Raw genomic sequence first — 24137 nt, 5'->3', positions numbered from 1 at the left:
CGCCTCATCGGCCGCTCCCGATCAGCAGCCACTGGTCCAGCGAACCATAGGTCTCCAGCGTCAGACGCAGCCGCACGGCGTCGGGCATGGTCTGGCGAATGCGCGGTTCAAACACGGGCGTGTCGACGCCCAGCGAGACGAAGGACGCTTCGGCCACCGTCACGCCGGTGGCGACGACCTGAACCACGCCGGGTCCCGGCGCATCGGGATGGGGACGCACCCGGCGTTCCAGCCGGTCCTCGACCAGATGATATTCGATGCCGATCAGGCCCGATCCGTCCTCGGCCAGCCCGACGCCGGCCCCCGTGCGGGTCAGGGCCAGGACCAGGGTCGGGTCAGCCCCGACAGTCGCGCGGGTGCGCAGCGGCACGAGCCCGTCACCACCTGCCAGCGGTCGCGCCACGGCCTGGCTGACATCGGCCTTCAGCAGGGCGCGCAGGCGCTGCACCTCGGCCAGACGTTCGGACGCCGCCTTGACCGCAAAGCGGCTGTCGATCGACACGCCCATCACCGCCGTCCCCGCGGCCGCGATCAGGGCAAAGATCGTTAGCGCGATCAGCACCTCGGTGAGGGTGAAGCCCGCGCGGGTCCGCCTGCGCATCACGACACCGCCCGGAACAGGACCGCTTCGGCCGAGGTCCACACCCCGTCGTCCGAGACGCGGACCTCGATGCGCAGCAGGGCCGGATCGCCCGTGCCGCTGACGATGCGGCGCCACATCCAGCGCCGTCCGCCCAGATCGGTCTCGCCGGCCGTCTCGCCGGGCGCCGGCGGGTCGACGGCCACGAGCGTCTCGACCGCCAGATTGTCGGCGACGATCCCGGCCAGGGTTCGCGTCTCCAGCTCACCGGCGGTGCGGGTGTTCTCGGTCGTCATGCGCAGCAGGGCGAGCGCCGCCAGGCTGAAGACCGCCAGCGCCACCATCATCTCTATCAGGGTAAAGCCTGACCGCCTGTCCGCGCGCCTAGTCATCCAGACGCACCTCTCCGGCCAGGTCGACCGTGACCGTCGCCCGCGCACGATCCCGGCTGAGCGACAGCCGCGCGGGTTCGGCCAGACCCACCGGGTCGAACATCACGGCCTCGACCCCGCCGGCCGATTCCACGCGGGTGCCCTCTTCCCATGCCACACGCTCGAACGGACCCTCGGTCAGGGGCGTCCAGCCGTCCTCGGCCCGCACGCGAAAGCCATAGCCCTCGGCCCCGATGTCGACCGCAACCGGCCGGTTGGTCAGGATGGCCTCTTCGCGGGCCCGCACCAGCCGCGCCGCCAGCCGCTCGGCCTCGACCGGCAGGCGGGGTGTGGGGTCGGGGGCGGCCAGCACCACGGCCGTCGCCGCCAGCCCTATAACGGCCACCGTCACCATCATCTCGACGAGGGTGAAGCCCATCCTCCCCCGTCCTTCACGGGGGACGGGGACCGCCCGCAGGGGGGTGGAGGGGGCGACCTCCGACCGTCGGCGTCCGGTTTCCGCCCCCTCCACCACTCCGTGGTCCCCCTCCCCCGCTTCGCAGGGGAGGATCTCAGCCCTGCCAGTTGCCGATGTCGGCGTCATTGCCCTCGCCTCCCGGCTTGCCGTCCGCACCGAACGAGAAGACGTCGAAGGTCTGACCGTGCTCGCTCTCGCGGCGATACTGATAGGCGTTGCCCCACGGGTCTTCCGGCAGGCGGCGGATGTAGCCGCCGTTGCGATACCGGTCGGCGCGCGGCGAGCCGGACGGCACGGCGGTCAGGGCCGACAGCCCCTCACCCGTCGTCGGAAAGCTCAGCATGTCCAGCCGGTATTGCTCAAGCGCATTTTCCAAGGTGGCCAGATCGGCGCGGGCCTTGCCGACCATGGCCTTGTCCTGGCTGGGCAGCACGTTGATGACGACGACCGTCGCCAGCAGGCCGATGATGACGATGGTGACCATCATCTCAACAAGGGTGAACCCGCTCCTCCCCCGACGCGCAGCTTCGGGGGAGGGGGACCACGGAGTGGTGGAGGGGGCGGAACCCGAACGCCGGCGCTTGAAGGTCGCCCCCTCCACCACCCTGCGGGTGGTCCCCCTCCCCCGTGAAGAACGGGGGAGGAGCATGTGCTGGCGGTCGGTTTCGGAGGTGTGGGTCATGATGTCATCCCATGGCCAGGGTGTTGATCTGAAGGATCGGAAGCAGGATCGACAGGACGATGACGGCCACCACCCCGCCCATGACGATGATGATGCCTGGCTCCAGCAGGCTGAGCATCACGGCGGTAAAGGTGGCGAACTCGCGTTCCAGATAGTCGGCGGCGCGGTCCAGCAGGGGCTCCAGCCGCCCGGCGCCCTCGCCCGAGGCGGTCATGTGCACCAGCAGGGGCGGAAACACATCGGCACGGCGCATGGCCCCGGACAGGGAGCCGCCCTCGCGCACCACATCGGCCATGACGCGGGTGGCGGCGGCCAGCCGGGTGTTCGAGACCGTACGGGCGGTCAGGTTCAGCCCTTCCAGCACCGGAAGGCCCGAGGAGATCATGGTCGACAGGGTGCGGGCCATGCGCGCAGCATGCAGGTCGCGCGTCAGCCGCCCCGTGATCGGCAGACGCAGCAGCAGGGTATCGGCCTTCAGCCTGAGGTCCGGACGGCGCAGCGCCAGCCCCGTGATCGCGCCCAGACAGACCATCACCAAGGCAAAGATCAGACCCCAGTCGCGCATGGCGTGCGAGACGGCAATCACCCCCTGGGTCAGCAGGGGCAGGTCCTGATTCATGCTGGAAAACTGATCGACGACCTTCGGCACGACAAAGGTCATCAGGGCGGTGATCACGGCCAGCGCCACGGCCGCCAGGGCCGCCGGATAGACCAGGGCGGTGATGACCTTGCCGCGCACCTCCTGCTCGCGCTCCAGCCCGTCGGCCAGCCGCTCGAGGATCGGCTGCAGCGCGCCCGAGGATTCCCCCGCCGCCACCATGGCGCGGTACAGCGGCGGGAAGGCGCGGCCCTGTTCCGCCATGGCCTCGGACAGGCGGCGGCCCTCGACCACCCCCTGATGGACGGCTTCCAGACAGCGGCGCACCTTGGGCTTTTCGGCCTGCAGGGCGAGGGTGCGGACGGCCTCCTCGACCGGCACAACCGAGATCAGCGTAGCCAGCTGCCGCGTGGCCAACGCCAGCGCCCGCGCGTCCAGCTTCGTCCCGCCGGGGGTTTTCGATGTTTCGGTGCGCGACAGGCCCCGGCCGGGCTGGACCTCCAGCGGCATCAGCTGTTTGCGGCCGACCTGGTCGCGGGCGGCCTCGAGATCGGCGGCGTCCACACTGCCCCGGACGGTGCGCCCGCCGCCGTCCACGGCCACATAGTCGAACCGGGGCATCAGGCCACCGCCTCGATCGCCGGCAGGTCCTCGGACCGGGTGCGGGTGACGCGCAGCGCCTCCTCGACCGAGGTCGTGCCCTCCAGCACCAGCGCCCGTGCCTGACCGGCAAGCGTCCGCCCGTCACCCAGCGCCTCGGCATTCATGGCGGCCTCATCGGCCCCGGTGGTGATCAGACGGCGCAGGGTGTCGGTGACGCGGATTGTCTCGTACAGGCCGACCCGCCCGACATAGCCGGACTGGTTGCAGTGGTCGCAGCCTGTCGGGCGCCAGACCGTCTGGCCCGCTGCAATGCCGACCAGCCGCGCGGTCGCCGCATCGGCGACCTCGGGCGTATGGCAATGGGGGCACAGACGCCGCACCAGCCGCTGGGCCATGATCAGGCGCAGGGTTGAGGCCAGCAGGAAGGGCTCGACCCCCATGTCGCGCAGCCGGGTGACGGCACCGGCCGCATCATTGGTGTGCACGGTCGAAAGCACCAGGTGACCGGTCAGGGCGGCCTGAACGGCAATCGAGGCGGTCTCGACGTCGCGGATTTCGCCGACCATGACCACGTCGGGGTCCTGACGCAGGATAGCGCGCAGCCCGGCGGCAAAGGTCATGCCGACCTTGGCATTCACCTGGGTCTGGCCGACGCCCTCGACCGCATATTCGACCGGGTCCTCGACCGTCAGGATGTTGCGGGTGCCGGTGTTGAGCAGCGACAGGCCGGCATAGAGGGTGGTGGTCTTGCCCGAGCCCGTCGGGCCGGTGACCAGCAGGATGCCGTTCGGCTCGGCCAGGGCGGCGTGATAGGCCGCGAGCGTGGCCTCATCCATGCCCAGGTCGCGCAGGCCCAGACCCGCCTGATCCTTGTCGAGGATTCGCAGCACCACCCGCTCGCCCGCCCGCGACGGCAGGGTCGAGACCCGCACATCCAGCGTCTTGCCGCCCAGCGCCAGCGGGATACGGCCGTCCTGCGGGATGCGTTTTTCGGCGATGTCGAGCCGCGCCATCACCTTGATGCGCGACACCACGACGGGGGCCAGACGCGGGCTGAGGCTGAGGGCCTCCTTCAGCACCCCATCCACGCGCATGCGCACGACCAGCGCCTGCTCATAGGGCTCAAGGTGGATGTCCGACGCCCCCGCCCGCACGGCCTCGGCGATCAGGCCGTTGATCAGGCGGATGACCGGGGCGTCGTCGGTGGTGTCCAGCAGGTCGGCGGCGGCCGGGATTTCATCGACCAGACTGTCCAGTCCACCGGGCAGGGCCAGATCGTCGCCACCGTTCGCCCCCGCCACCGGATCGCCGGCATAGGTTTCGGACAGCAGGCGGTCGAAGGCGCTGCGGCTGACCGGTTCGACCTTGAGCGGACACCCCAGGACGCGCCGGGCCTCGACCAGCGCCAGCGGATCGGCCCCCTCTCGCAGGGCCACGACCGCCACGTCGCCGCGCTCGGTCACCACCACGCCGTGGCGCTTGGCAAAGGCATAGCTGAGGGTGGGGTCGGCCAGCATCGTCATGGGATCAAGGCTGAACCGGCGGCAGGGTGTCGCCATCGACCGGGGCGACCGGGGCGGTCTCCAGATACTGCGGCGGCACGGGCGGCTGGGTGCGGATGTAGTCGCGGATCAGTTCGTCGAGGCTGGGCTCCTGACCCGGGGCCACGCGCAGCTGCTCCTGACGCATATAGCCCCAGCGGTCGGCGGTCAGGCGCTGGGCGTCGGCCGGGCTGCGGATGATGGTCGGGCGGATGAAGATCATCAGATTGGTGCGCCCGCGCTGGCGGCTTTCCGAACGGAACAGGCCCCCGATCAGCGGCACGTCGGACAGATAGGGCACCCGGTCCATCGAGATGCGGTCGTTCTGGTCCAGAAGGCCCCCGGCGACGGCGATGTCGCCGTCCTCGACGACCAGGGTCGTCTCCAGCTCGCGCTTGTCGAGGATCAGGTCTCCGGCATTGCTGCTGAGGATGCCGTTGATGCTCGACACCTCCTGACGGATGAACAGGGTCACCGAGCCGCCGGCATTGATCTGGGGCCGGACGATCAGCTTGACGCCGATGTCCTGACGCTGGGTCGTGCGGAAGGGGTTGTCATTGCCGTTCAGCAGGGTCTCGCCGGTCGTGATCGGCACCTCCTGACCGACCAGGATGGTGGCCTCCTCATTGTCGAGGGTCATCAGCGACGGGGTCTGCAGCAGGTTCGAGCCCGAGTCGGTCTTGGCCGCATTGATGATGAAGCCGAACAGGGTGTCGCCGATCCGTCCGCCGCCGCCACCGATGAAGCCATTGGCCCCCAGCAGGCCGTTCAGCGCGGCCGAGGCGAGGTCGTCCCGCAGGGGGTCGTCCTCGTCCAGGTCGCGGGCCGCCAGCGCGCCGCCGATCGACAGCAGGGGCGCCGCCCGCTCGGAATAGTTGGTCGCCAGGATCGGATTGCCGTCCTCGCCGGCCAGCAGCCACTGGACGCCCAGCTCGCGCACGGCATTGTCGGACAGCTCGACGACGATGGCCTCGATCAGCACCTGCTGGCGGCGGCGGTCCAGCTGGGCGATGACGTCGCCCAGCATGCGCTGGGTCTCGGGCGGCGCCGAGATGACCAGGGCATTGGCGCCGGGATAGCGGGCAATGGTGGCACGCTGGCCGGGGGACGCTGACACGGTCGCCGCCTCGCCGCCTTCGGCCGGTTGCTGACCCGCCGCCGACGAGGGCGTGACCGTCTGGCCGACGATCTGCTGCAGCACGGGCAGCAGCTGTTCGGCGTCGATATGTTCGAGGAAGATGACCCGCACATCGTCCGAGGTCAGGGCCCGCTGGTCGAGGTCGAAGATCAGCGACTGCACCCGCACCAGCGCAGCCGGCTCGCCCCGCAACACGATGGAGTTGGAGCTTTCGACCGCCGTCACCTTGACCAGCCCCTGTCCGGCCTGACCGCCGACCGGGGCCAGCACCTCGTCCAGCACGGCGGCGATCTCGCGGGCCGAGGAGTTCTCCAGCGTCACGACGACGATGTCGGTGCTGTCCACATCGATGCGCGCGATCAGCGCCCGGACGCGGGCCAGATTGTCGGCAAAGTCGGCCACCACCACCGTGTTGCTGTTGGGGTTGGCCAGCACCTGACCCTGGGGCCCGACCAGGGGGCGGATGGTCTCGGCGGCCGAGGCGGCGTCGATGTGATGCAGCTGGAAGACCTCGGTCGCAAACCGCTCCGAGCCGACCGTCGCCGGCCCCTGGGCCGCGCCCTGGGCCGGGGCGATGCGGTAGGCGCCCGACGACGTCGGAATGACCACCAGACCATTGGCCCGCAGCGTCGACAGGAACACCTCATAGGTCTCGGCCGGGGTCAGGGGCCGGTCGCTGGTCACGGTCACCGTGCCGGTCACCGAGGGGTCGATGATAAAGGTGCGCCCGGTCGAGCGGGCGATGTCCTGGATGAAGGCGCGGATGTCGGCGCCCTGCACATTCAGGATCTGGCGCTCCTGCGCATGGGCCACCGCCACAGGCAGGGCGGCCTGCACGACAAATGCCGCAAGCACCAGGGCGGCCAGGCGGCCGAACAGTCTCGAAGACGACCGGATCACGGGCGGGTCCTTACGGTGGTGGTCTGGGGGGCGCCGTCCCGCTCGAAGCGGATGACGGCCTGGGGCGCTTCGGCCAGATCGGTACGTAGGCGGTTGATGGCCGAGGGGCCATCCAGGGCGATGCCGTTGACGGACAGGATGACATCGCCGGCGCGAAGACCGGCGGCCGCAAGGTCGGCGCTCTCGCCCCGCGCGGTGACGGTAAAGCCATTGATCGACAGGCCCTGCATACGGGGGCGCAGACCCGCCTCGGCCATCAGGCGGGCGGGATCGACCACGGCGGCCTCGGGCCGGGGCGCGGCCGGACGCGGCGGGGCCACCACCTGCGGCGTCGCGGGTGGCGGCGGGACGCTGGCGGCGCCTACCGGCACCTCGCCGAAATCGATGCGGCTGACCGAGGTGCCGCGCGCGACCGTGACATGGTCCTCGGCCACGGCGCGCAGCACCAGTCCCGGCTGGATCTCCTCGCCGACCCCGACCGACAGCTGGGTGCCGTCGGGCAGGCCGAGGATGGCCGAGCCCCCGCCGCCGGCCCCGGCCCGCACGCCGAACAGGCGCAATTGCTCGCTGCCGGCATGGGTAAGCTCGGCCAGACTGCTGCGCTCGCCCGTATGGAAAAAGGCATCGAACCGCGACAGGACGCCGGTGTTCGGCGCGGTCACGGCCTCGGCCGCCTGCGCCCCGGCGTTGGGCGCCATGAACAGCATCACCAGCCGCACAAGCTGGATCAGGATCAGGGCCGCCATCGTCAGCTCGCCCCCCCGCCGCAGGCCCGAACCGCGCGGACGCACGGCATCCACCGACCGGCCCGCCCCGAAGCGGGGCCAGCCAGACGGCCAGACCTGAAGGATGGATACGCTGCGGATCACCGACACTCGCCCCGCCGACCCGGACCGGGCCCCTGAAATCTTCAGATGACGGATGGGTCTCATCCGCTCCGATTGCGGACGCTCTTACCCCGGACCCGACCTGGCCAGCCCGCGCGGCTTGATGACAATGCCGCGTATGAATCGCGAAGATTGCTCCGAGGGCGGAGCCAGTGTCGCGGGTCCGTCACCGTGCGTCGGAGAACACGGGCGCTGGAGCGGGTGAAGGGAATCGAACCCTCGTCGTCAGCTTGGGAAGCTGCTGCTCTACCATTGAGCTACACCCGCGGGACCCGGCGGTCGGGCGGACCATAGTCCGGGCGCCTGCAGCGCGCTAGACTGACCGGATGATCCGTATCGGCGAAAATGAGCTTGAGTTCCGGTTCTTTCGCGCCGGGGGGCCCGGAGGGCAGAACGTCAACAAGGTGGCGACGGCGGTCGAGCTGCGATTTGACGCGGCGCGCTCACCCAGCCTGCCCGAGGGCGTGCGCGCGCGGTTGTTGAAGGCGGCCGGGCGGCGGCTGACGCTGGACGGGATCCTGGTGATGACGGCGACGCGGTTCCGGACTCAGGAACGCAACCGTCAGGACGCCATCGACCGGCTGCATGCCCTGATCGATTCGGTGACGACACCCCCGCGTCCGCGCGTTGCGACACGACCGACGCGGGCGTCAAAGGAACGGCGGCTGCAGGCCAAGACCCGGCGGGCGCAGATCAAGAGCGGACGCGGGCGGCCGGACGGGGACTAGCTCCCGGATGCCGGGGCCGGGGCGGCCTCGGCCGGAGGCGCCTCGCGGAACAGCAGGATCGCAATCCGGTCGTCGGCGTCAAAGCCGATCACCCACTGGGTCAGGATGCTGTCGAAGCGGACCTCGAACATGTCGGCACCGTTCTGACGACCGACATAGGCGATGGTTTCCAGCGCCCCGAAGCTCTGGATCGCTCCGGTCAGATCGCCTTCGACGGGGCGCAGACGCGTGGTCATGTCCTCGGTGAAGGCCGAGAAGTCGAGCGAACCGTCCTGGGCGTCCGCGATGACCGCCTCGAGCGTCTCCCGGGCGCGGGCCACGTCGGGCGCTTCGGCGGTGGGGATCTCCTGAACGGCGACCGGCGGGGCGGTTCTCGGCCTGCCGTCAAAGGCATTGGGCAGGCTCGCCGCCGCGGTCTCGGAGGCCGGCGCGTCGGTGTCCTGGGCGAGAGCCGCGCCCGATGTCAGGCTGATGGCCAGAGCGAGGCCCAAACCGATGCCCAAAGTCCTGGAAGAGGTACGCATGTGTTGTCTCCGCCTATGGCGATACAGGTGTCGACGCTACAATTGCTCCCTTAAAGCGACAGAACAAGGGCGGCCGTCGCCAGCGCCAGAGCGGCGAGGCTCAGCACCATCGGCCAGGGCGAGGCACGGGGCACGACCACCACCGGGGCTGTGGCCGTCTCGTCGGCATCGCGCCGGATGCGTTGCGACAGGGCGCGCAGGCCGGTGACGACTTCTTCCAGCGCATCACGGACCTGGGCCTGGGGGCCGAGTTCACGCCGGATCCAGCGCTCGACCACCGGGCGGGCGGCGGCCCACAGGTCGTGGTCGGGGTTCAGGCGGCGGGCCACGCCCTCGACCGAGACCATGGTCTTTTGCAGCAGGATCAGCTCGGGCCGCAGCCGCATGTCGAACAGGGCGGTGATCTCGAACAGCTGACCCAGCAACCGGCCCATGGAAACCTGCGAAGCCTGTTTGCCGATCACCGGCTCCCCCACCGCGCGGAGGGCCTGGGCGAAGGCCTCGACCGAATGGCTGGGCGGCACATAGCCGGCCTCGAAATGGACCCGGGCGATGCGGTCGTAATCGCGGCTGAGGAAGCCCCACAGGATCTCGGCGAGATAGCGCCGCTCCTCCTTGCCCAGCCGGCCGACGATGCCGAAGTCGACCGCCACCAGGCGCGCGGGGGGCGAGGCGAACAGATTGCCCTCGTGCAGGTCAGCGTGGAAGGTGCCGTGGTCCAGCGCCTGGATCAGGAAGGCCCGCACGACATTGTCGGCCAGGGCGTCGGTGTCGAGCCCCGGCTGCTCGCGACAGGCCGGATCGGTCATGGGCATGCCCTCGGCCCATTCCAGCGTCAGCACGCGTTTGCCGACCCCGTCCCAGACCACTTCGGGCGCGGTCATCAGGACGACGCCGTCCGACTCGCTCTTCTGCATGACCTCGGCCATCTCCGAGGCGGCGGCGGCCTCCAGACGCATGTCCAGCTCCAGCTCCATGGAGCGGGCGATGGTCTCGACGAAGGCCTGAGGCTCCAGCCGGCGGGCGGGCGCCACGAACCGCTCGGCCATGCGGGCGGCAAGGCGCAGGGCGTCGAGCCCGTTGGCCACCCGTCCCTCGACCCCGGGGCGCAGCACCTTGATGGCCACCTTGCGGCCGTCGTGCAGATGGGCGGCGTGGGCCTGGGCCAGGGAGGCGGCAGCGATGGCCGGCTGCAGGTCGGTGAACAGGCTTTCGACCGGACGGCCGAGGGCGCGCTCGATCTCGACCCGGGCCTGATCCAGCGGAAAGGGCGGCAGGCGATCCTTGAGCCGCCCGAGGTCCAGCGCGAACTGCGTGCCGAAGATGTCGGCGCGGGTAGCCAGCACCTGACCGAGCTTGATGGCCGCCGGCCCCAGACGCTCGAACGCCCGGCCCAGACGCTCGCCGGGGCGGCCGATGCGGCCTTCCCGTCCCGAGAACAGGTGCAGCAGATGCGCCAGCGGCCGCAGCCAGGGCGGCAAGAGGGGCGTGATCTCGCGCGGCATCAGGGCGTCGTGCCGGATCAGGATCCAGCCCCAGCCGATCAGGCGCAGGGCCGCCGCCACGGGGTGGCGCACCGGCAGGGTCCGGGGCGGTGCGGGGGGCTGTCGGAAGACGCGGGCCAGGGTCAGATCGCCCAGGCGTGGTGCAGCGCGGCGATGCCGCCCGACAGATTGGTGACGCTGACGTTCGAGAAACCGGCCTGCTCGATCATGGCCCTGAAGGTCTGCTGGTCGGGGAAGCGGCGGATGCTTTCGACCAGATACTGATAGCTGTCGCGGTCGCCGGCGACCCAGCCGCCGATGCGCGGGATCATGTTGAACGACCAGGCATCGTAAGCCTTGGACAGGGCCGCGCTGGTCGGGTGCGAAAACTCGAGGCACAGGAAGCGACCGCCGGGCTTCAGCACCCGGCGCGCCTCGGCCAGGGCTTCCTCGACGCGGGCGACATTGCGGATGCCGAAGCCGATCGAATAGGCATCGACCGAGGCGTCGGGCAGCGGCAGCGACAGGGCGTCGCCGACCATCCAGGTCAGCTCGGGGGCGGCCTCGCGGGCCCCGGCTTCGCGCGCCCGACCGGCGGCGATCATCTCGGCGTTATAGTCGAGTACCAGCACCGTGGCGGGCTCCCCACCCCGGCGGGCGGCGGCCTTGCGGGCCAGTTTCGCATAGCGGAGGGCCAGATCGCCGGTGCCGCCGGCGACGTCGAGGATGACCTCGCCCGGCTGCGGGTTCAGGCGGGCGGCCGCCGCGTCCTTCCACAGGCGGTGGACGCCGCCGCTCATCAGGTCGTTCATCCGGTCGTAGGACGGCGCGACACTGTCGAACACGCCGCGCACCCGGCGCACCTTTTCGTCGCGCGGCATGTCCCGATAGCCGAAGGGCGACGTGGTCTGATCGGAGGGGTCGGCAGTGCTCATGTCGCGCGGTTTAGCCTGTCGGGGAAGCGGCGTCACCGGTCGCTGTGGTCGCGGCCTCGCCGCCGGGGTCCATGACCGCCAGAGCGGCATCATAGCGCTGGATCAGGGTCCCTTCGAGCGCGACGACGTCGGAGAGTAGCAGCCCGAGTGTCATCAGCGTGGCGTTCATTCCCTCTCCTGTCTCGACGCTCTGCAGCAGTGGAGCGACCACACCGACCATCTGCTGGTCGACGCGCTCAAGACTGGCCTGACCGCGGTAGACGTTTGACACCAGCAACAGCTCCTCGGCATCCATCTCGGTGAGGAGACCGCTGGCCTGTATCGCCTGCCAGACCGGATCACGGGTCGCCCCCGTGTGTATCCCGGTGTCGAACAGGGCACCCATGAGCTGCCGGACTTCATCACGGGTTGGATTCGACAGGGCCACCGCCATCACCGCGTCCCGAAGGCGCGTGTGATGCGGCAACCAGTGATCACTGGCCAGGGTATCGCGGTTCTGACGGATTTCCTGAACCAGATAGGTCCGCATCTCGGCCAGTCGCTCGGACTCCCGGCGGTCTTCCGCCCAATTATTCAAGCCGAGCGCCAGGAACACCGAAAAGACAATCAGCAGACTTTCGAAGATTGCGCGCGGCATCCAGCGCCGCCAGCGACCGGGGCGTGACTGCTGGCGCAGCCCGTCGGGATCCGGTGTCGCCTCCGTCGCGGTCATCGTCCCGTGCCCTCCCCGGACCAAGCTGCAACAATGGCCACAATTCCGGCTGTGGCAAGAGGCTGCCCGTCAGGCCTCGACCGTCTGGGGCAGACCCAGATCGGTCATGACGCCCCGCATGAGGGCATAGCAGCCGCAGGCCGCGCCTTCGAGGGCCTTGCGGTCCGTGACACAGACCCAGCCGCGACCCCGACGGATCAGGTCCCGGCCTTCCAGCTCGGCGCTGACCTCGCTGACCGTGGCGCGGCGGACGCCCAGCATGTCGGCCACATCAGCCTGGGTCAGGTCCAGCCGGTCGCTGTCGGTCCGGTCGTGGGTGGTCAGCAGCCAGCGGGCGAGCCGCTGGTCCAGCCGGTGCTGGGCATTGCAGGCCGCCGCCTGCTGGACCTGGGCCAGCAGACCCTCGGTAAAGCGCGACAGGGCCACACGCATCGGGGCGCTCTGCTGCAGAAGGTCGGCAAACACATCGGCGGGGCAACAGGCGGCCACGCCCTCGATCTGGCAAACGGCGCGGGTCGCGGCCCGGCCGTTCAACGGACCGCAGGTGACCCCGACCAGCCCCTCGCGGCCGATGGCGGCGGTCTCGACGGCGCGGTCCTCGCCCACGACCGTCATCAGGGACACGACGCCGTGCAGCGGAAACCAGACCGCATCGACCGCCTCGCCGATGTCATAGAGCATCAGGCCCGGGTCGAACGGCGTCTCTTTCAGATGCGGAGCCAGCCGCTTCTGGTCGACCGGCCGCAGAGTCGCCAGCCACAGGTTGTCGGTGAACGCGTCCATAGGTGCCTCCCTCAGTTCGGGGTCAACGAGAAAGCTTGGCCATTCGTTCCCGCCTTCCGGTCCGGTCCCGGACCGGTCTATAGGGAGGAGGACGCACCAGGGGAGACGCGCAATGACCGCAAAGATCGGAGCCGAAACGGCCATCCAGACACTGGAGGGCTGGGCCGTCGACCCGGGCGACGGCGATGCCATCCAGAAGACCTTTCGCTTTGCCGACTTCAATGCCGCCTTTGGCTTCATGACCCGGGTCGCCCTGATGGCCGACAAGCGCGATCACCACCCCGAATGGTTCAATGTGTACGACCGGGTCGAGGTGCGGCTGACCACCCATGACGCCGACGGGGTGACCGACAAGGACGTCGATCTGGCCCGCTTCATGAATGAGGTCGCCACCGCCATGGGAGCCCGCGCATGACCGATCGCGTCAAGGGAAAATGCGTCCTGATCACCGGCGCCGCCGGCGGCCTGGGTCAGGCGATGGCGCTGCGGCTGCTGGAAGAGGGCGCCACGGTCGCCCTGACCGATCTGGACAGCGGGGCGGTCGAGGCGCTGCGCGACCGGCTGCTGGCCGATCACCCGGGCCGGGTGTTCGCCTTTACCCACGACGTCGCCAGCGAGAACGACTGGGTCCGCGTGGTCACGGAAGCCACCGAGGACATGGGCGGGCTGTCGGTGCTCATCAACAATGCCGGGATCGGCGGCGAGATGGCCTATGCCGAGGCTGATACGCTGGACAACTGGCGCAAGGTCCAGGCGGTCAACATCGAGAGCATCATGTTGGGCTGCAAGCATGCGATGCCGCATCTGCGGGCCTCTGCGCCCGCCTCGATCATCAACATCTCGTCGGTGGCGGGACTGGCGGCGGCACCCGGCATGGGCGCCTACAACGCCACCAAGGCGGCGGTCTGGATGTACAGCAAGACCATCGCGCTGGAGGCCGCCAAGCAGAACTGGAACGTCCGCTGCAACTCGGTCCACCCGGTCTTCATCAAGACGCCGATCCTCGATCCTTTCATCGCCATGGCCGGCGGCGACGAGGCCAAGGCCCACGAGCGGCTGACGCGCGGCATTCCGATGAAGCGGATCGGCGAGCCCGACGATGTGGCCTGGTGTGTGGTCTATCTGGCCTCGGACGAGTCGAAATTCGTGACCGGGTCCGAGTTCAAGATCGACGGCGGCATGCTGGCGCAGTGAGGCGCCCGGGTGCTCGCCGTTCCTGAAGGCGGCGCTACCCCCTCCACCACTCCGTGGTCCCCCTCCCCATCATGATGGGGAGGAGACGCGGCGTCAGAGCAAATCTGTCGGCAGGATCTGGCTGCCCAGCAGGCGTTCCATGGTGGTCCAGTGGTCGGGGCCCTGCGACTCCACCCAGTCCTGCACCATGTCGCGGCCCAGGCTGTAGTTGATGATGTAGCTGCGGTAGGTGTCGATGAAGCGGATGCGGCGTTCGGCCGAGCCGCGGCTGTGCATGCCGTATTTGATCAGCCGCTGGATGGTGGTCTCGCGGTCGGCGCGGCCGGACAGATAGTCGTCGGCGATGGTGTATTCGGCGCGGGCCAGTTCGCGGGTGATGTCGAGGATGGCGGTCTGGAGTTCGACCTTCTGGGGGTTGAGGCCGGCCAGCGGATACAGGACCTCGCGCTCCCAGTCGCCGCGCGTCTCGCCCGGGAAGGCCAGGTCGATGCCGTAGTTGGCACTGCCCTCGGCGATCAGGCTCATGGGGCTGTAGAGCGGATAGACGCTCATCTCGACCCAGCCCTTTTCGCGGACGAAGGTCTTCTCGAGCAGCATGTTGTAGACGTGGTGGCCCGGGTAGCCCTCGTGGCAGCCCAGATCGATGGCGCGCTCGATCGAGATCGGCTGGTCGACGTTGATCTGGATCAGGCTCTGGGACTGGCCCTGGTACCAGTTGTAGCCCGACCAGGGTTTGTCGGTGACGAATTCGAGGGTGAAGTTCTCGCCTGCGGGCAGGTCGATGTGGGCCTCGGTGCGGGCCTTGCACTCGGCGATGGCGGCCGCGATCACCCTTTCCTGGCGGTCGCGCGGGATGGCGGTACCGCCCCGGAAGGCGCCGAGGCGGGCGTTGAGCGAGCCTTCGCCCGGCAGCAGGGCATCCAGTCGCGCCAGCACGGGATCGAAGCTTTCCAGGGGGCGCAGCTCGGGCCGGATGCCGAACAGGGCCTCGGCCTCGTCGGCAAAGCCCATCTTTTCGCCGGCGATCATGCGCAGCCGGGCGTGGGCCGCCGAGACGTGGGCGCTGAGATAGGCCTTGCGCTGGCGCAGGTCGGGCGAGAGGCCCGCGTCCGGCACGGCCTCGATCTCGGCCAACAGGGCCTCGGCCGCCCGGGTCAGCTCCGGCACAGGACGCAGGTCGGCCTTGGCCTCCGCCGGCCATGCCTCGGGACCATAATAGGCATCGACATAGCCCGGCTCGTGCTCGCCGATCTCGAGGATCAGGTGGACATAGTCCTCGGCGATGACGTTGAGGGCGGCCTCGCCGTCCGGGCCACGCGGCGCAACGCTGGCGCAGGCGGCGACCAGCAGGACGAGGGCAGCGACGAGGCCGAGGGCCGGAATACGCATGGCGGGATCACTCCGTAGGGTTCACCCCAAGGCTTAAGCCGGTCGCGTCCGCACGCCAAGACGAAACCGTGGGAGGCCGGGAAGCCGTCGCTTTGGGATTGAGGCCCGCCGCGCGATCCTGTAAGCACCCCCTCCTTGGTCCGCACCCGTAGCTCAGCTGGATAGAGTACTGCCCTCCGAAGGCAGGGGTCAGAGGTTCGAATCCTCTCGGGTGCGCCATTCTCCTCATTTTTCCAGAGACTCAGCGTCAGCGGGCCCCGGTCCGTGCGTCCGCGTCGCCGGAGCGATCAATCCTCCGTCGGCGAACGAACTGTAATCGCTCCTTCGATTTACGGTCGCGAGAGCCGCACAGAAGCGTCGCCGGTGATACATGAACGGCGTTTAGACGGTCAGCCCTGTGATCAACGGGGATGACGTCACCATGCGTACTCAATTCCAGCAAACCTTGTTTCTGACCGCCGCCGTGGGGGCGCTGTCGCTGTCCGCCGGTCAGGTTCTGGCCCAGGAGGCGGAGCCGGTCACCCAGCTGGACGAGATCATCGTCACCGCCCAGCTGCGCGCCCAGGATCCGGTCGAGGTACCGTTTGCGCTGACGACCTATTCCGGTGAGCGCCTGCAGGATCTGGGCGTGCAGGATTTCGAGGCGCTGTCGGCCTTTGTTCCCGGCTTCCTGGTGCAGAACCAGTCCCCCAACAATCCGGGCTTTGTGATGCGCGGCATCACCTCGGACGACGGGGCCGCGACCACCGAGCCGCGGGTTTCGGTGTTCCAGGACGGGGTGTCGATCTCGAAGGCGCGCGGCTCGTTCGTCGAACTGTTTGATCTGGAGCGCATCGAGGTGGCCAAGGGGCCGCAGTCGACCCTGTATGGACGCGGCGCGCTGATCGGGGCCGTCAACATCGTCCAGAACCGGGCCCGGCCGGGGGTCGTCGACGCGGCGGCCGAGCTGCGGGCGGGCAACTATGGTCTGGTCAGCACCGAGCTGATGATCAACATGCCGCTCGGCGATGCGGTCGGCCTGCGTTTTGCCACCCGCCTGAAGCGTCAGGACGGCACGGTCGAGAACCTGCTGGGCGGACCCGATTACAACAGCGTGGGCACCGAGGCCTATCGTCTGGGAATCGCCTTCGCGCCGAACGACGCCTTCCGCTTTGATGTGATCGCCAACTACCAGACGGACCACACCACGGGCACCTCGTTCAAGTCGATCGCCTATGAGCCGGCCGATCCGACGACCGGCGCCGTGCTGGGCGGACGCGATCCGTGGGACGGCGCCGCCCTGACCCCGACCGCTGCCTTTGACGGGGGCAAGGGGCTGGGCCTTGACCGCGACGTCTGGGGCGTCACGGGCCTTGGCCGACTGGACCTGTCTCCCTCGCTGAGCCTGAACTCGACCACGGCCTACCGCCGGTTCGACTCCTATGAGACGTTCGACGCCGACGGCGTGTCCCTGCCGATCCTGACCGCCGCCGAAGAGGCCTTTGGCGAGCAGTGGAGTCAGGACCTGCGCCTGAACTATGACAACGGCGGTCGCGTCACCGGCTTCATCGGCGGCGGCTGGTTCCGCGAGGAAGGCTATCAGCGCACGCCCACCCAGTTCGACGAGCGGATGGCGCTGGCCCAGCTGGCCGGTCTGCTGGACGGCAACCCTGCAGCCGTCGGCATCAACACCCTGCCGGCGGCCTTCTATGGCTCCCCGACCCTTCTGAATCCGATCCTGGCGGGCTTTGGCCTGCCTGGTCCGGTCATCCCGGGCATCGCCGCCAATCTGAAACCGGTCCACATCGAAACCCCGACCAACAGCAGCGAGCTGACCTCGTGGGATGTGTTCGGCGATGTGACGATCCAGCTCACCGACCGGCTCGAGGTCTCGGGTGGTCTGCGCTACACCCGCGACGACAAGACCACCGGCTTTGCCAGTGAGCTGAACAACGGCCGGTCGATCCTGGGCGGCCTGCTGGCTGTGCAGCAGGTGCAGGCCCAGATCGCCGCCCTGGTCGCGGTCGGCACGCCCGAGGCCCTGGCCCAGGCCGCGGCGCTGGGCGCCTTCGCCAACGGCGTGGTCGGCGGCCTGGCGACGCCGGGTTCGGTCAGCCTGCCGCCCTCGGCCGGCTTTCCGCCCTTCGGTCTGACCTCCCAGCCGACGCCGAACAACGGCGACTTCGTCTATGGCGATCTGGAGGACGACGGCATGACCTGGCGTCTGACGGCCCGCTATGCCGTGTCGGACAATGCCAGCCTGTACGCCAACTATGCGCGCGGGCGTCGTCCCAAGGTGCTGAGCGCGCGGTCGCCCTCGGCCCCGCTGGGCAACCCGACCTTCACCGAGGTCGACGCCGAGACCGTCGACAGCTTCGAGGTCGGCGCCAAATATGCGGCGGCGGACGGTCGCCTGCGTCTGGACGGATCGGTCTATCGCTACGACTACGAGAATTTCCAGACCACCATCCAGGACGGCACCCGCTTCATCGTCACCAATGCCGGTGAAGCCAGCGCCTGGGGCTTTGAAGGCCAGTTCGACTTCCTGGCCACCGATACGCTCCAGCTGTTCGGCACCTATGGCTACAACCACTCGCGCTTTGAATCAGGCCTCTATGACGGCAATCAGTTCCGGCTGTCGCCCGATCACATGGCGTCGATCGGGGCCGTGTGGACCCTGCCGGTCAGCGGCGGCGCGTTCGAGGTGCAGCCGACGTACACCTGGCAGTCGAAGGTCTTCTTCAGCGACGACAACGACATCCCGGCCCTGCAGGTGTCGAACTTCGTGCCCGACCTGATCCAGGATGAGTTCCAGGATGCGTTCGGCCTGCTGAACCTGAGGGTCCGCTACAAGCCGGACTCGGGCAACTGGGCCGTCGAGGCGTTTGGCGAGAACCTGCTGGACGAGGAATATATCAAGGATGCCGGCAACACCGGTGACGCGCTCGGCATGCCGACCTTCATCGCCGGCCGTCCGCTGACCTGGGGCCTGTCGGTCCGCCTGCGTTACTAGGATATGACCATGGAGATCGATCGCCGCGGCCTGCTGGGCCTGTTCGGGGCCGGGACCGCCTCCTGTGCCACAGTCGCCGGCCCAGGACCGGTCGCGGCGGTCGAGGTTCGCTTTGATCACGGCGTGGCCAGCGGCGATCCGGGGCCGGACTCGGTGGTGCTGTGGACACGTGTGACGCCGCCCGAAGGCTTCGACGGCAGCTTGCCGGTGGTCGTGGCGATCGGCGCCTCGCCCGATCTGGCCGACGCCACGATCCGCACCCTGACGACCGGGCCCGACCGGGACTACACCGTCAAACTCGTGGCCGGGGATCTCCAGCCGGGACGCGACTACTATTTCCGGTTCGGGGTGAGCGAGACGGTATCGCCCGTCGGACGCACCCGGACTCTGCCCGCCGGCGCGACGCCCGAGGTCACCCTCGCGGTCGTCTCGTGCCAGCTGTATCCGGGTGGGCTGTTCAATGCCTATGACGCCATCGCCGGGCTGGAGCGTCTGGATGCCGTCGTGCACCTGGGCGACTACATCTATGAATACGGGGCGGAGGATGACGCCTATGGCATGGCGACGGGGCGACGCCTGAACCGCCTGCCCGATCCGCCGCACGAGATCGTCAGCCTGGCCGACTATCGCCGCCGGCACGCCCAGTACAAGACCGACCCGGACCTGCAGGCCGCCCATGCCCGGGGACCCTTCATCTGCGTCTGGGACGACCATGAGGTCACCAACGACAGCTGGGTCAGCGGCGCCGAAAACCACCAGCCGGAGTCCGAGGGTGACTATGCCGTCCGCAAGGCGGCCGCGCTCAGGGCCTATTACGAATGGATGCCGATCCGCGAGGCGGCACCCGGGACCCTGTCCGAGGCGATCAACCGGACCTTCCATTTCGGCGATCTGGCCAGCCTGATGATGGTCGAGACGCGGCTGACGGCGCGCACGGCGCCGCTCAGCTATGGCGACCTGACGATGAAGCCCGGCCCGGACGGCACGCCCGTGCCCGACGTCGAGGCCTTCATGGCGCGGCGCAACGATCCGGCGCGCGAGTTGCTGGGCGACGCCCAGCGCACCTGGCTGGGTCAGGCTCTCGCCGGATCACGGGAAGCCGGTCGGTCCTGGCAGATCCTGGGCAATCAGGTGGTGATGGCCCGGGTGCAGGGCCCCGACGTCACGACGATGCTGCCGCCGGCCCAGATCGAGCGGATGATGGCCGGGCTCACCCCCGAGATCCGCGCGCAGGTCGAGCAGGTGATCGGCCTGTTCAAACTGGGCGTGCCGTTCAATCTGGATGCCTGGGACGGCTTCCCCGCCGCGCGCGAGCGTCTGTATCGGACTTTCGCCGAGGCCGGGGTTCAGCCACTGGTGCTGGCCGGCGACAGCCACGCCTTCTGGGTCAATGAGCTGCACGACGATGCCGGTGACCGCCGGGCCGTCGAGTTCGGCACCAGCGCCGTGTCCAGTCCCTCGCCCGCTGACTCGCTCGGCAATCTGCCGCTGGGTCTGGCCTTGTCGGCCGCCAATGAGGAGGTGGTCTTCTGCGATCAGGCCTCCAAGGGCTTTGTGCTGATGACCCTGACGCCGGAGCGCGCCGACGTCGCGCTGATGGCGGTCTCGACCATCTTCGCCAAGCCCTATGAGCTGAAGGCAGTGAAACGGTACAGGGTGGACCAGACGCCCGCAGGGGCCGGGGCCCTGATCGAGGTCTGAGGCGCCGGACCTAGCCGTCGATCAGTACGTCGAAACCTGCATAGATCATCCGCTGGACGTCGAAGGGCGGGGTCGGCATGGCGGCCTTAGCGGTGGCGGGGACCGGGTAGAGACGATCACGATCCACAACCGCCGTTCCGCCAATGGACTTCCCGCGCGCGGCGCGGCATCCTTGAACGGACGCCCTGAGGAGGCCGCGATGTTCAACCTGGGCTATCTGAAGCGCCGGCTGGGTCAGTATGCCGCCCTGTGGGTCGGCGGCTTTCTGGTCGGCGGGGCGGCCATATTGATTGGGCTCTTGTTTGCCGACCTGATGACGGCGGTGGACCGGATTCTGCCGGTGATGCTCGGCGCGCTGGCCCTGACGCTCGGGGCCGGGACGGTGATGACCCTGGTGTCAGGCGAGACGTTGGGAACGAAACTGGCCGTGCTGTTGCTGGCCGTGATGCTGGCCCTGCCGCTGTTGTGGGCGCCGGTGTCGGCGGCGGTGGCCATCGCCTTCTTCGTCGACCGGTCGATCGAATATTCAGAGACCTACGCCGCCTTCCAGATCGGGGTCTCGCGGGTGCTGTTCCCGATCGGCCAGGCGCTGGGACAGGGGGATCTGTTCGGCTGGCTGTGGACGGCGTTCCAGTGGGTGTCGACCGTGGTCGGGTTCCTCTCGGCCCTGGCCAGGGTCTGGCCAGCGATCCGGCGGCTGCTGGGACCAGAGCCGCCGGTCGAGGCCTGAGCTTTAGGCGGCCTAGCCGTCGATCAGGACGTCGAAGCCGGCGAAAATCATACGCTTGCCGTCGAACGGCATGTCGAGCTTCATCATGCGTTCGTCCTGCATGAGCACTTCCCAAGCCGTGTCCCGGGTGGCCTTGTCGGGCCAGGTGATCCAGCCGACGGCGACGGTCTCGCGGTCCTTCAGGGCCACGGCGCGCTTGAAGTCCGTGACCTTGCCGTCGGGGACGTCCTCGCCCCAGCATTCGGTGACCTTGAGGGCGCCCTGCTCCTTGAAGAAGACGGTCGACTGGCGCGAATGCTCCAGATAGGCGGCCTTGTTGGCGGTCGGCACGGGTATGACGGTGATGTCGAGAAAGGCCATGGGGGGCTCCTGTTACGTTTCCGTTGAGCAGGACGCCCGATCAGGTTACATTTGTCAACCATGAAGTTAGAAAAGATAACTACAAGGCCGGGCCGCCCCTATGATGATGCCTGCGGCACCGCCCATGCGCTGGAGCTGGTGGGCGAGCGCTGGGCCCTGCTGGTGGCGCGCGAGCTGATGCTGGGGCCGAGGCGGTTCAGCGATCTGCGGGCGTCCCTGCCCGGCCTGTCGGCCAATGTCCTGACCCAGAAGCTGGCCGGGCTGGAAGACTCGGGCGTGATCCGCAGGCGTCGGCTGGAGCCGCCCGCCGGGGTGCAGGTCTATGAGCTGACCGACTGGGGCCTCGAGCTGGAGGAGGCGCTGAAGGTGCTGGGCCGCTGGGCCGCGCGTTCACCCCGGCACGACCCGACCCTGCCGCTGAGCGCCGTGTCGCTGATGCTGTCGCTGCGCACCATGTATGCACCGACGCCGGGTGTGCAGGACATGACCGTGGCCTTTGAGCTGGGCGGAGAGAGCTATTTCGCCCGGATCGAGGGCGGTGCGCTGACCACCGGACGTGGCCGACCGGACCCTGCTGATGTGCGACTGACATCGACGCCGGAGGCCGTGGCGGGCGCGATCTATGCGGACAGGCCCCTGCCCGACGCGGCGTTCGAGGTCGGCGACCGGGGGGTGTTTGAGACCTTTGCCGGCCTGTTCACCCTGCCGCCGAAGGCGCCCAGGTAAAACCCGCCCCACCATGGCCTTTATCCGTGTATAGAGGCGGCCTCCCTTACCGCCCGGCCCGAGGTTCATGCCTTGGCCGGGCGCGGTCGTTTCGGCGACCCCTCTTGCTGTTCAGGACCTTCGATGCCGTTTCCCGCTACCCATCCCGCGCTTGACCGCGCCCTGGCCGAACGTGGCTATGCCGAGCCGACACCGGTTCAGGAAGCCGTTCTGGAGGGCGATCATTCGGGATCGGACCTGCTGGTTTCGGCCCAGACCGGATCGGGCAAGACGGTCGCCTTTGGCCTTGCAGCCGCGCCGACCCTGCTGGGCGAGGCGGAACGGTTCGGCAAGGCAGGCAAGCCGCTGGCGCTGGTGATCGCGCCGACGCGCGAACTGGCCCTGCAGGTCGCGGCCGAGCTGACCTGGCTGTACGCCGGGACCGACGCCAAGATCGGCACCTGTGTCGGCGGCATGGATGCCCGCAAGGAAGCCCGTGCCCTGGGCTGGGGCACCCATATCGTGATCGGCACGCCCGGGCGGCTGAAGGACCATATCGACCGGGGCAATCTGGACCTGTCCGAGCTGAAGCTGGCGGTGCTGGATGAGGCCGATGAAATGCTCGACATGGGCTTCCGCGAGGATCTGGAATTCATCCTCGACCAGTCGCCGCCCGAGCGCCGGACCCTGCTGTTCTCGGCCACCATCGCGCGCGATATCGCCGTGCTGGCCAAGCGCTATCAGCGCGATGCGGTGCGGATCGACACCACCAACAAGAGCCAGCCGCACGGCGACATCGAATACCGCGCCATGCGGATCGCGCCGAACCAGATCGAACATGCGGTCGTCAATGTGCTGCGCTTCTTCGAGGCACCCGGCGCGCTCGTGTTCTGTTCGACGCGCGAGTCGGTCAAACATCTGCAGGCGGCCCTGCGCGAGCGGGGCTTTGCCTCGGTCGGCCTGTCGGGCGAGCTGAGCCAGCGGGAGCGCACCGATGCGCTGCAGGCGCTGCGTGACGGCCAGGCGCGGGTCTGTGTGGCCACCGACGTGGCCGCGCGCGGGCTGGACCTGCCGGATCTGGGGCTGGTCATCCATGCCGAGCTGCCGGTCAACCGGGCGACCCTGCTGCACCGGTCGGGCCGCACGGGCCGCGCCGGCAAGAAGGGCGTGTCCGTCCTGCTGGTGCCCAATCCGAAACGTCGTCGCGCCGAGATGCTGCTGTCGACGGCAGGCGTCACCGCCAGCTGGGACGTCGCCCCCGGGGCCGACGCCATCCGCGCCCAGGACGAGGCGCGCCTGGTCTCCGGTCCCATCTTTGACCAGCCGGTGGCGGACGAGGACCTTGCCCTGGCCAAAAGGCTGATGGCCGAGCGGACGCCCGAAGAGATCGCCTGCGCCTTCATCAGCCTGCAACGGGCCAAGATGCCGGCGCCGGAAGAGCTGACCGATCCGGGCGAACGTCCCGACCGCAAGGAACGCGGCGATGCGGCCACGGCCTGGCCGAGCGAGCGACTGCAACCGCATGAGGTCAGCTGGTTCCGCGTCGATGTGGGCCGCCACAGCGAGGGCAAGCAGGCCGATCCCAAATGGCTGATCCCGGTGATCTGCCGTCTGGGCGGGATCACCAAGCGCGAGATCGGCTCGATCCGCATTCTGTCGCACGAGACGCGCTTCGAGATCGCGCGGGCCGCCGTCGAAGGCTTCCGGTCGGCGCTGGCCTCGGCCAAGAACCCCGAGGTGGCGATCACGCCGTCGTCGGCCCCCGACAATGCCTATGAGGCGCGGCCCAAACGCCCCTTCGTCAAGAAGCCCTATGCGCCCCGCGCCGAGGGTGAGAGCGAAGGGGGCGAGCGTCCGCGTCCGGCGTGGAAGGCCAAGAAGCCGCCGTTCCGTGCTGATGGTGCCGAGGCCGGTGCTGCGCCCGCGCCCGCCGAGGACCGCAAGCCGTGGAAGGCCAAGGGCGATCCCAAGGCCAATGGCAAGCTGCGCGGCAATGCGCCCTTCAAGGGCGGTGCGCCCAAGCCCCGGGCCGAGGGTGCGCCTGCGGCTGCCAGATCAAAGCCGCCGTTCAAGAAGGCCGGCAAGCCGCACAAGCGCGCGGGCTGATCTGAGGTCTTGCCAT

The 24137-nt window shown here is 68.9% G+C and carries 23 protein-coding genes and 2 tRNA genes; 9 read left to right on the top strand and 16 right to left on the bottom strand.

Annotated elements, in window-relative coordinates:
* Window positions 1–4 precede the first annotated feature (4 nt).
* The 9 genes from gspJ to V7672_RS10025 form a co-directional block, all read right to left on the bottom strand.
* Window positions 5–601: a type II secretion system minor pseudopilin GspJ gene (gene gspJ / locus V7672_RS10065; protein WP_335624465.1), complete on the bottom strand. Its 597-nt coding sequence runs from the start codon at window positions 599–601 to the stop codon at window positions 5–7.
* Window positions 601–972 (bottom strand): type II secretion system minor pseudopilin GspI, encoded by a 372-nt coding sequence (gene gspI / locus V7672_RS10060; RefSeq protein ID WP_305484137.1) that lies wholly within the window; start codon window positions 970–972, stop codon window positions 601–603. The genes gspJ and gspI overlap by 1 nt, the downstream gene beginning before the upstream one ends.
* A complete protein-coding gene (locus tag V7672_RS10055; RefSeq protein WP_335624464.1) occupies window positions 965–1390 on the bottom strand; it encodes a GspH/FimT family pseudopilin in 426 nt (141 codons plus the stop codon). Before V7672_RS10055 ends, gspI begins: the two co-directional genes overlap by 8 nt.
* Before the next feature lie 133 nt (window positions 1391–1523).
* Complete coding sequence (gene gspG / locus V7672_RS10050) at window positions 1524–2078, bottom strand: type II secretion system major pseudopilin GspG (RefSeq protein WP_442889364.1); 555 nt, start codon at window positions 2076–2078, stop codon at window positions 1524–1526.
* Between the two features lie 37 nt (window positions 2079–2115).
* Complete coding sequence (gspF, locus tag V7672_RS10045) at window positions 2116–3330, bottom strand: type II secretion system inner membrane protein GspF (RefSeq protein ID WP_335624462.1); 1215 nt, start codon at window positions 3328–3330, stop codon at window positions 2116–2118.
* Window positions 3330–4835: a type II secretion system ATPase GspE gene (gene gspE / locus V7672_RS10040; RefSeq protein ID WP_335624460.1), complete on the bottom strand. Its 1506-nt coding sequence runs from the start codon at window positions 4833–4835 to the stop codon at window positions 3330–3332. The genes gspF and gspE overlap by 1 nt, the downstream gene beginning before the upstream one ends.
* A 4-nt stretch (window positions 4836–4839) precedes the next feature.
* Entirely contained in the window at window positions 4840–6891 is a 2052-nt protein-coding gene (gene gspD, locus V7672_RS10035; RefSeq protein ID WP_335624459.1) for a type II secretion system secretin GspD, read from the bottom strand.
* Window positions 6888–7823 (bottom strand): type II secretion system protein N, encoded by a 936-nt coding sequence (locus V7672_RS10030; RefSeq protein ID WP_335624458.1) that lies wholly within the window; start codon window positions 7821–7823, stop codon window positions 6888–6890. Before V7672_RS10030 ends, gspD begins: the two co-directional genes overlap by 4 nt.
* Before the next feature lie 148 nt (window positions 7824–7971).
* Window positions 7972–8045, bottom strand: a tRNA-Gly gene (locus tag V7672_RS10025).
* A gap of 59 nt (window positions 8046–8104) precedes the next feature.
* On the opposite strand from V7672_RS10025, the gene arfB reads away from it, so the two are divergent.
* Window positions 8105–8506, top strand: coding sequence for an alternative ribosome rescue aminoacyl-tRNA hydrolase ArfB (gene arfB, locus V7672_RS10020; protein WP_335624457.1), 402 nt, complete (start codon window positions 8105–8107; stop codon window positions 8504–8506).
* On the opposite strand, the gene V7672_RS10015 is transcribed toward arfB, so the two are convergent.
* The 5 genes from V7672_RS10015 to V7672_RS09995 all read right to left on the bottom strand — a co-directional run bounded on the left by V7672_RS10015 (window position 8503) and on the right by V7672_RS09995 (window position 12944).
* Entirely contained in the window at window positions 8503–9030 is a 528-nt protein-coding gene (locus tag V7672_RS10015) for a hypothetical protein (protein WP_335624456.1), read from the bottom strand. The two genes, arfB and V7672_RS10015, sit on opposite strands and share 4 nt — an antisense overlap.
* A 50-nt stretch (window positions 9031–9080) precedes the next feature.
* A complete protein-coding gene (gene ubiB, locus V7672_RS10010) occupies window positions 9081–10613 on the bottom strand; it encodes a 2-polyprenylphenol 6-hydroxylase (RefSeq protein ID WP_335624814.1) in 1533 nt (510 codons plus the stop codon).
* 44 nt (window positions 10614–10657) lie between these two features.
* Window positions 10658–11449 (bottom strand): class I SAM-dependent methyltransferase, encoded by a 792-nt coding sequence (locus tag V7672_RS10005; RefSeq protein WP_335624455.1) that lies wholly within the window; start codon window positions 11447–11449, stop codon window positions 10658–10660.
* Between the two features lie 10 nt (window positions 11450–11459).
* Window positions 11460–12161 (bottom strand): hypothetical protein, encoded by a 702-nt coding sequence (locus tag V7672_RS10000; RefSeq protein ID WP_335624454.1) that lies wholly within the window; start codon window positions 12159–12161, stop codon window positions 11460–11462.
* Between the two features lie 69 nt (window positions 12162–12230).
* On the bottom strand, window positions 12231–12944 hold the full coding sequence (locus tag V7672_RS09995) for a Crp/Fnr family transcriptional regulator (RefSeq protein WP_335624453.1): 714 nt from the start codon (window positions 12942–12944) through the stop codon (window positions 12231–12233).
* 112 nt (window positions 12945–13056) lie between these two features.
* Between V7672_RS09995 and V7672_RS09990 the strand changes: the two genes are divergently transcribed.
* Window positions 13057–13359 carry a 4a-hydroxytetrahydrobiopterin dehydratase gene (locus V7672_RS09990; protein WP_335624452.1) on the top strand — a complete coding sequence of 101 codons (303 nt, stop codon included), beginning with the start codon at window positions 13057–13059 and terminating at the stop codon, window positions 13357–13359.
* On the top strand, window positions 13356–14138 hold the full coding sequence (locus V7672_RS09985) for an SDR family oxidoreductase (protein ID WP_335624451.1): 783 nt from the start codon (window positions 13356–13358) through the stop codon (window positions 14136–14138). The genes V7672_RS09990 and V7672_RS09985 overlap by 4 nt, the downstream gene beginning before the upstream one ends.
* Window positions 14139–14231: 93 nt before the next feature.
* On the opposite strand, the gene V7672_RS09980 is transcribed toward V7672_RS09985, so the two are convergent.
* Window positions 14232–15527, bottom strand: coding sequence for a hypothetical protein (locus V7672_RS09980; RefSeq protein WP_335624450.1), 1296 nt, complete (start codon window positions 15525–15527; stop codon window positions 14232–14234).
* Between the two features lie 142 nt (window positions 15528–15669).
* On the opposite strand from V7672_RS09980, the gene V7672_RS09975 reads away from it, so the two are divergent.
* The 4 genes from V7672_RS09975 (at window position 15670) to V7672_RS09960 (ending at window position 20950) form a co-directional block, all read left to right on the top strand.
* Window positions 15670–15746: transfer RNA gene (locus V7672_RS09975), tRNA-Arg, on the top strand.
* Window positions 15747–15948: 202 nt separating this feature from the next.
* Window positions 15949–18519, top strand: a complete 2571-nt coding sequence (locus tag V7672_RS09970; protein WP_335624449.1) for a TonB-dependent receptor — start codon at window positions 15949–15951, stop codon at window positions 18517–18519.
* Between the two features lie 9 nt (window positions 18520–18528).
* Window positions 18529–20220 (top strand): alkaline phosphatase D family protein, encoded by a 1692-nt coding sequence (locus tag V7672_RS09965; RefSeq protein ID WP_335624448.1) that lies wholly within the window; start codon window positions 18529–18531, stop codon window positions 20218–20220.
* A gap of 199 nt (window positions 20221–20419) precedes the next feature.
* Window positions 20420–20950: a hypothetical protein gene (locus V7672_RS09960; RefSeq protein ID WP_335624447.1), complete on the top strand. Its 531-nt coding sequence runs from the start codon at window positions 20420–20422 to the stop codon at window positions 20948–20950.
* Between the two features lie 12 nt (window positions 20951–20962).
* On the opposite strand, the gene V7672_RS09955 is transcribed toward V7672_RS09960, so the two are convergent.
* The gene (locus V7672_RS09955; protein WP_335624446.1) at window positions 20963–21310 is read right to left on the bottom strand and encodes a DUF1428 domain-containing protein; all 348 of its coding nucleotides are present in this window, start codon (window positions 21308–21310) and stop codon (window positions 20963–20965) included.
* A gap of 60 nt (window positions 21311–21370) precedes the next feature.
* Between V7672_RS09955 and V7672_RS09950 the strand changes: the two genes are divergently transcribed.
* Together V7672_RS09950 and V7672_RS09945 are read left to right on the top strand one after the other, a co-directional pair.
* Window positions 21371–22036 carry a winged helix-turn-helix transcriptional regulator gene (locus V7672_RS09950; RefSeq protein WP_335624445.1) on the top strand — a complete coding sequence of 222 codons (666 nt, stop codon included), beginning with the start codon at window positions 21371–21373 and terminating at the stop codon, window positions 22034–22036.
* A 123-nt stretch (window positions 22037–22159) separates the two neighbouring features.
* Entirely contained in the window at window positions 22160–24121 is a 1962-nt protein-coding gene (locus tag V7672_RS09945; protein WP_335624444.1) for a DEAD/DEAH box helicase, read from the top strand.
* The last annotated feature ends 16 nt before the right edge of the window (window positions 24122–24137 follow it).

It is taken from the genome of Brevundimonas sp. (genome assembly GCF_036963785.1).
Lineage (GTDB): Bacteria > Pseudomonadota > Alphaproteobacteria > Caulobacterales > Caulobacteraceae > Brevundimonas.
The sequence above is the reverse complement of the archived record's forward strand: the minus strand, read 5'-3'. Positions and strand labels throughout refer to the sequence as shown.

Coding starts and splice junctions, on each gene's coding strand:
- gspJ (WP_335624465.1), bottom strand. CDS start 601: ATGCGCAGGCGGACCCGCGCGGGCTTCACCCTCACCGAGGTGCTGATC.
- gspI (WP_305484137.1), bottom strand. CDS start 972: ATGACTAGGCGCGCGGACAGGCGGTCAGGCTTTACCCTGATAGAGATG.
- V7672_RS10055 (WP_335624464.1), bottom strand. CDS start 1,390: ATGGGCTTCACCCTCGTCGAGATGATGGTGACGGTGGCCGTTATAGGG.
- gspG (WP_442889364.1), bottom strand. CDS start 2,078: ATGCTCCTCCCCCGTTCTTCACGGGGGAGGGGGACCACCCGCAGGGTG.
- gspF (WP_335624462.1), bottom strand. CDS start 3,330: ATGCCCCGGTTCGACTATGTGGCCGTGGACGGCGGCGGGCGCACCGTC.
- gspE (WP_335624460.1), bottom strand. CDS start 4,835: ATGACGATGCTGGCCGACCCCACCCTCAGCTATGCCTTTGCCAAGCGC.
- V7672_RS10030 (WP_335624458.1), bottom strand. CDS start 7,823: ATGAGACCCATCCGTCATCTGAAGATTTCAGGGGCCCGGTCCGGGTCG.
- arfB (WP_335624457.1), top strand. CDS start 8,105: ATGATCCGTATCGGCGAAAATGAGCTTGAGTTCCGGTTCTTTCGCGCC.
- V7672_RS10015 (WP_335624456.1), bottom strand. CDS start 9,030: ATGCGTACCTCTTCCAGGACTTTGGGCATCGGTTTGGGCCTCGCTCTG.
- V7672_RS10005 (WP_335624455.1), bottom strand. CDS start 11,449: ATGAGCACTGCCGACCCCTCCGATCAGACCACGTCGCCCTTCGGCTAT.
- V7672_RS10000 (WP_335624454.1), bottom strand. CDS start 12,161: ATGACCGCGACGGAGGCGACACCGGATCCCGACGGGCTGCGCCAGCAG.
- V7672_RS09995 (WP_335624453.1), bottom strand. CDS start 12,944: ATGGACGCGTTCACCGACAACCTGTGGCTGGCGACTCTGCGGCCGGTC.
- V7672_RS09990 (WP_335624452.1), top strand. CDS start 13,057: ATGACCGCAAAGATCGGAGCCGAAACGGCCATCCAGACACTGGAGGGC.
- V7672_RS09985 (WP_335624451.1), top strand. CDS start 13,356: ATGACCGATCGCGTCAAGGGAAAATGCGTCCTGATCACCGGCGCCGCC.
- V7672_RS09980 (WP_335624450.1), bottom strand. CDS start 15,527: ATGCGTATTCCGGCCCTCGGCCTCGTCGCTGCCCTCGTCCTGCTGGTC.
- V7672_RS09970 (WP_335624449.1), top strand. CDS start 15,949: ATGCGTACTCAATTCCAGCAAACCTTGTTTCTGACCGCCGCCGTGGGG.
- V7672_RS09965 (WP_335624448.1), top strand. CDS start 18,529: ATGGAGATCGATCGCCGCGGCCTGCTGGGCCTGTTCGGGGCCGGGACC.
- V7672_RS09960 (WP_335624447.1), top strand. CDS start 20,420: ATGTTCAACCTGGGCTATCTGAAGCGCCGGCTGGGTCAGTATGCCGCC.
- V7672_RS09955 (WP_335624446.1), bottom strand. CDS start 21,310: ATGGCCTTTCTCGACATCACCGTCATACCCGTGCCGACCGCCAACAAG.
- V7672_RS09950 (WP_335624445.1), top strand. CDS start 21,371: ATGAAGTTAGAAAAGATAACTACAAGGCCGGGCCGCCCCTATGATGAT.
- V7672_RS09945 (WP_335624444.1), top strand. CDS start 22,160: ATGCCGTTTCCCGCTACCCATCCCGCGCTTGACCGCGCCCTGGCCGAA.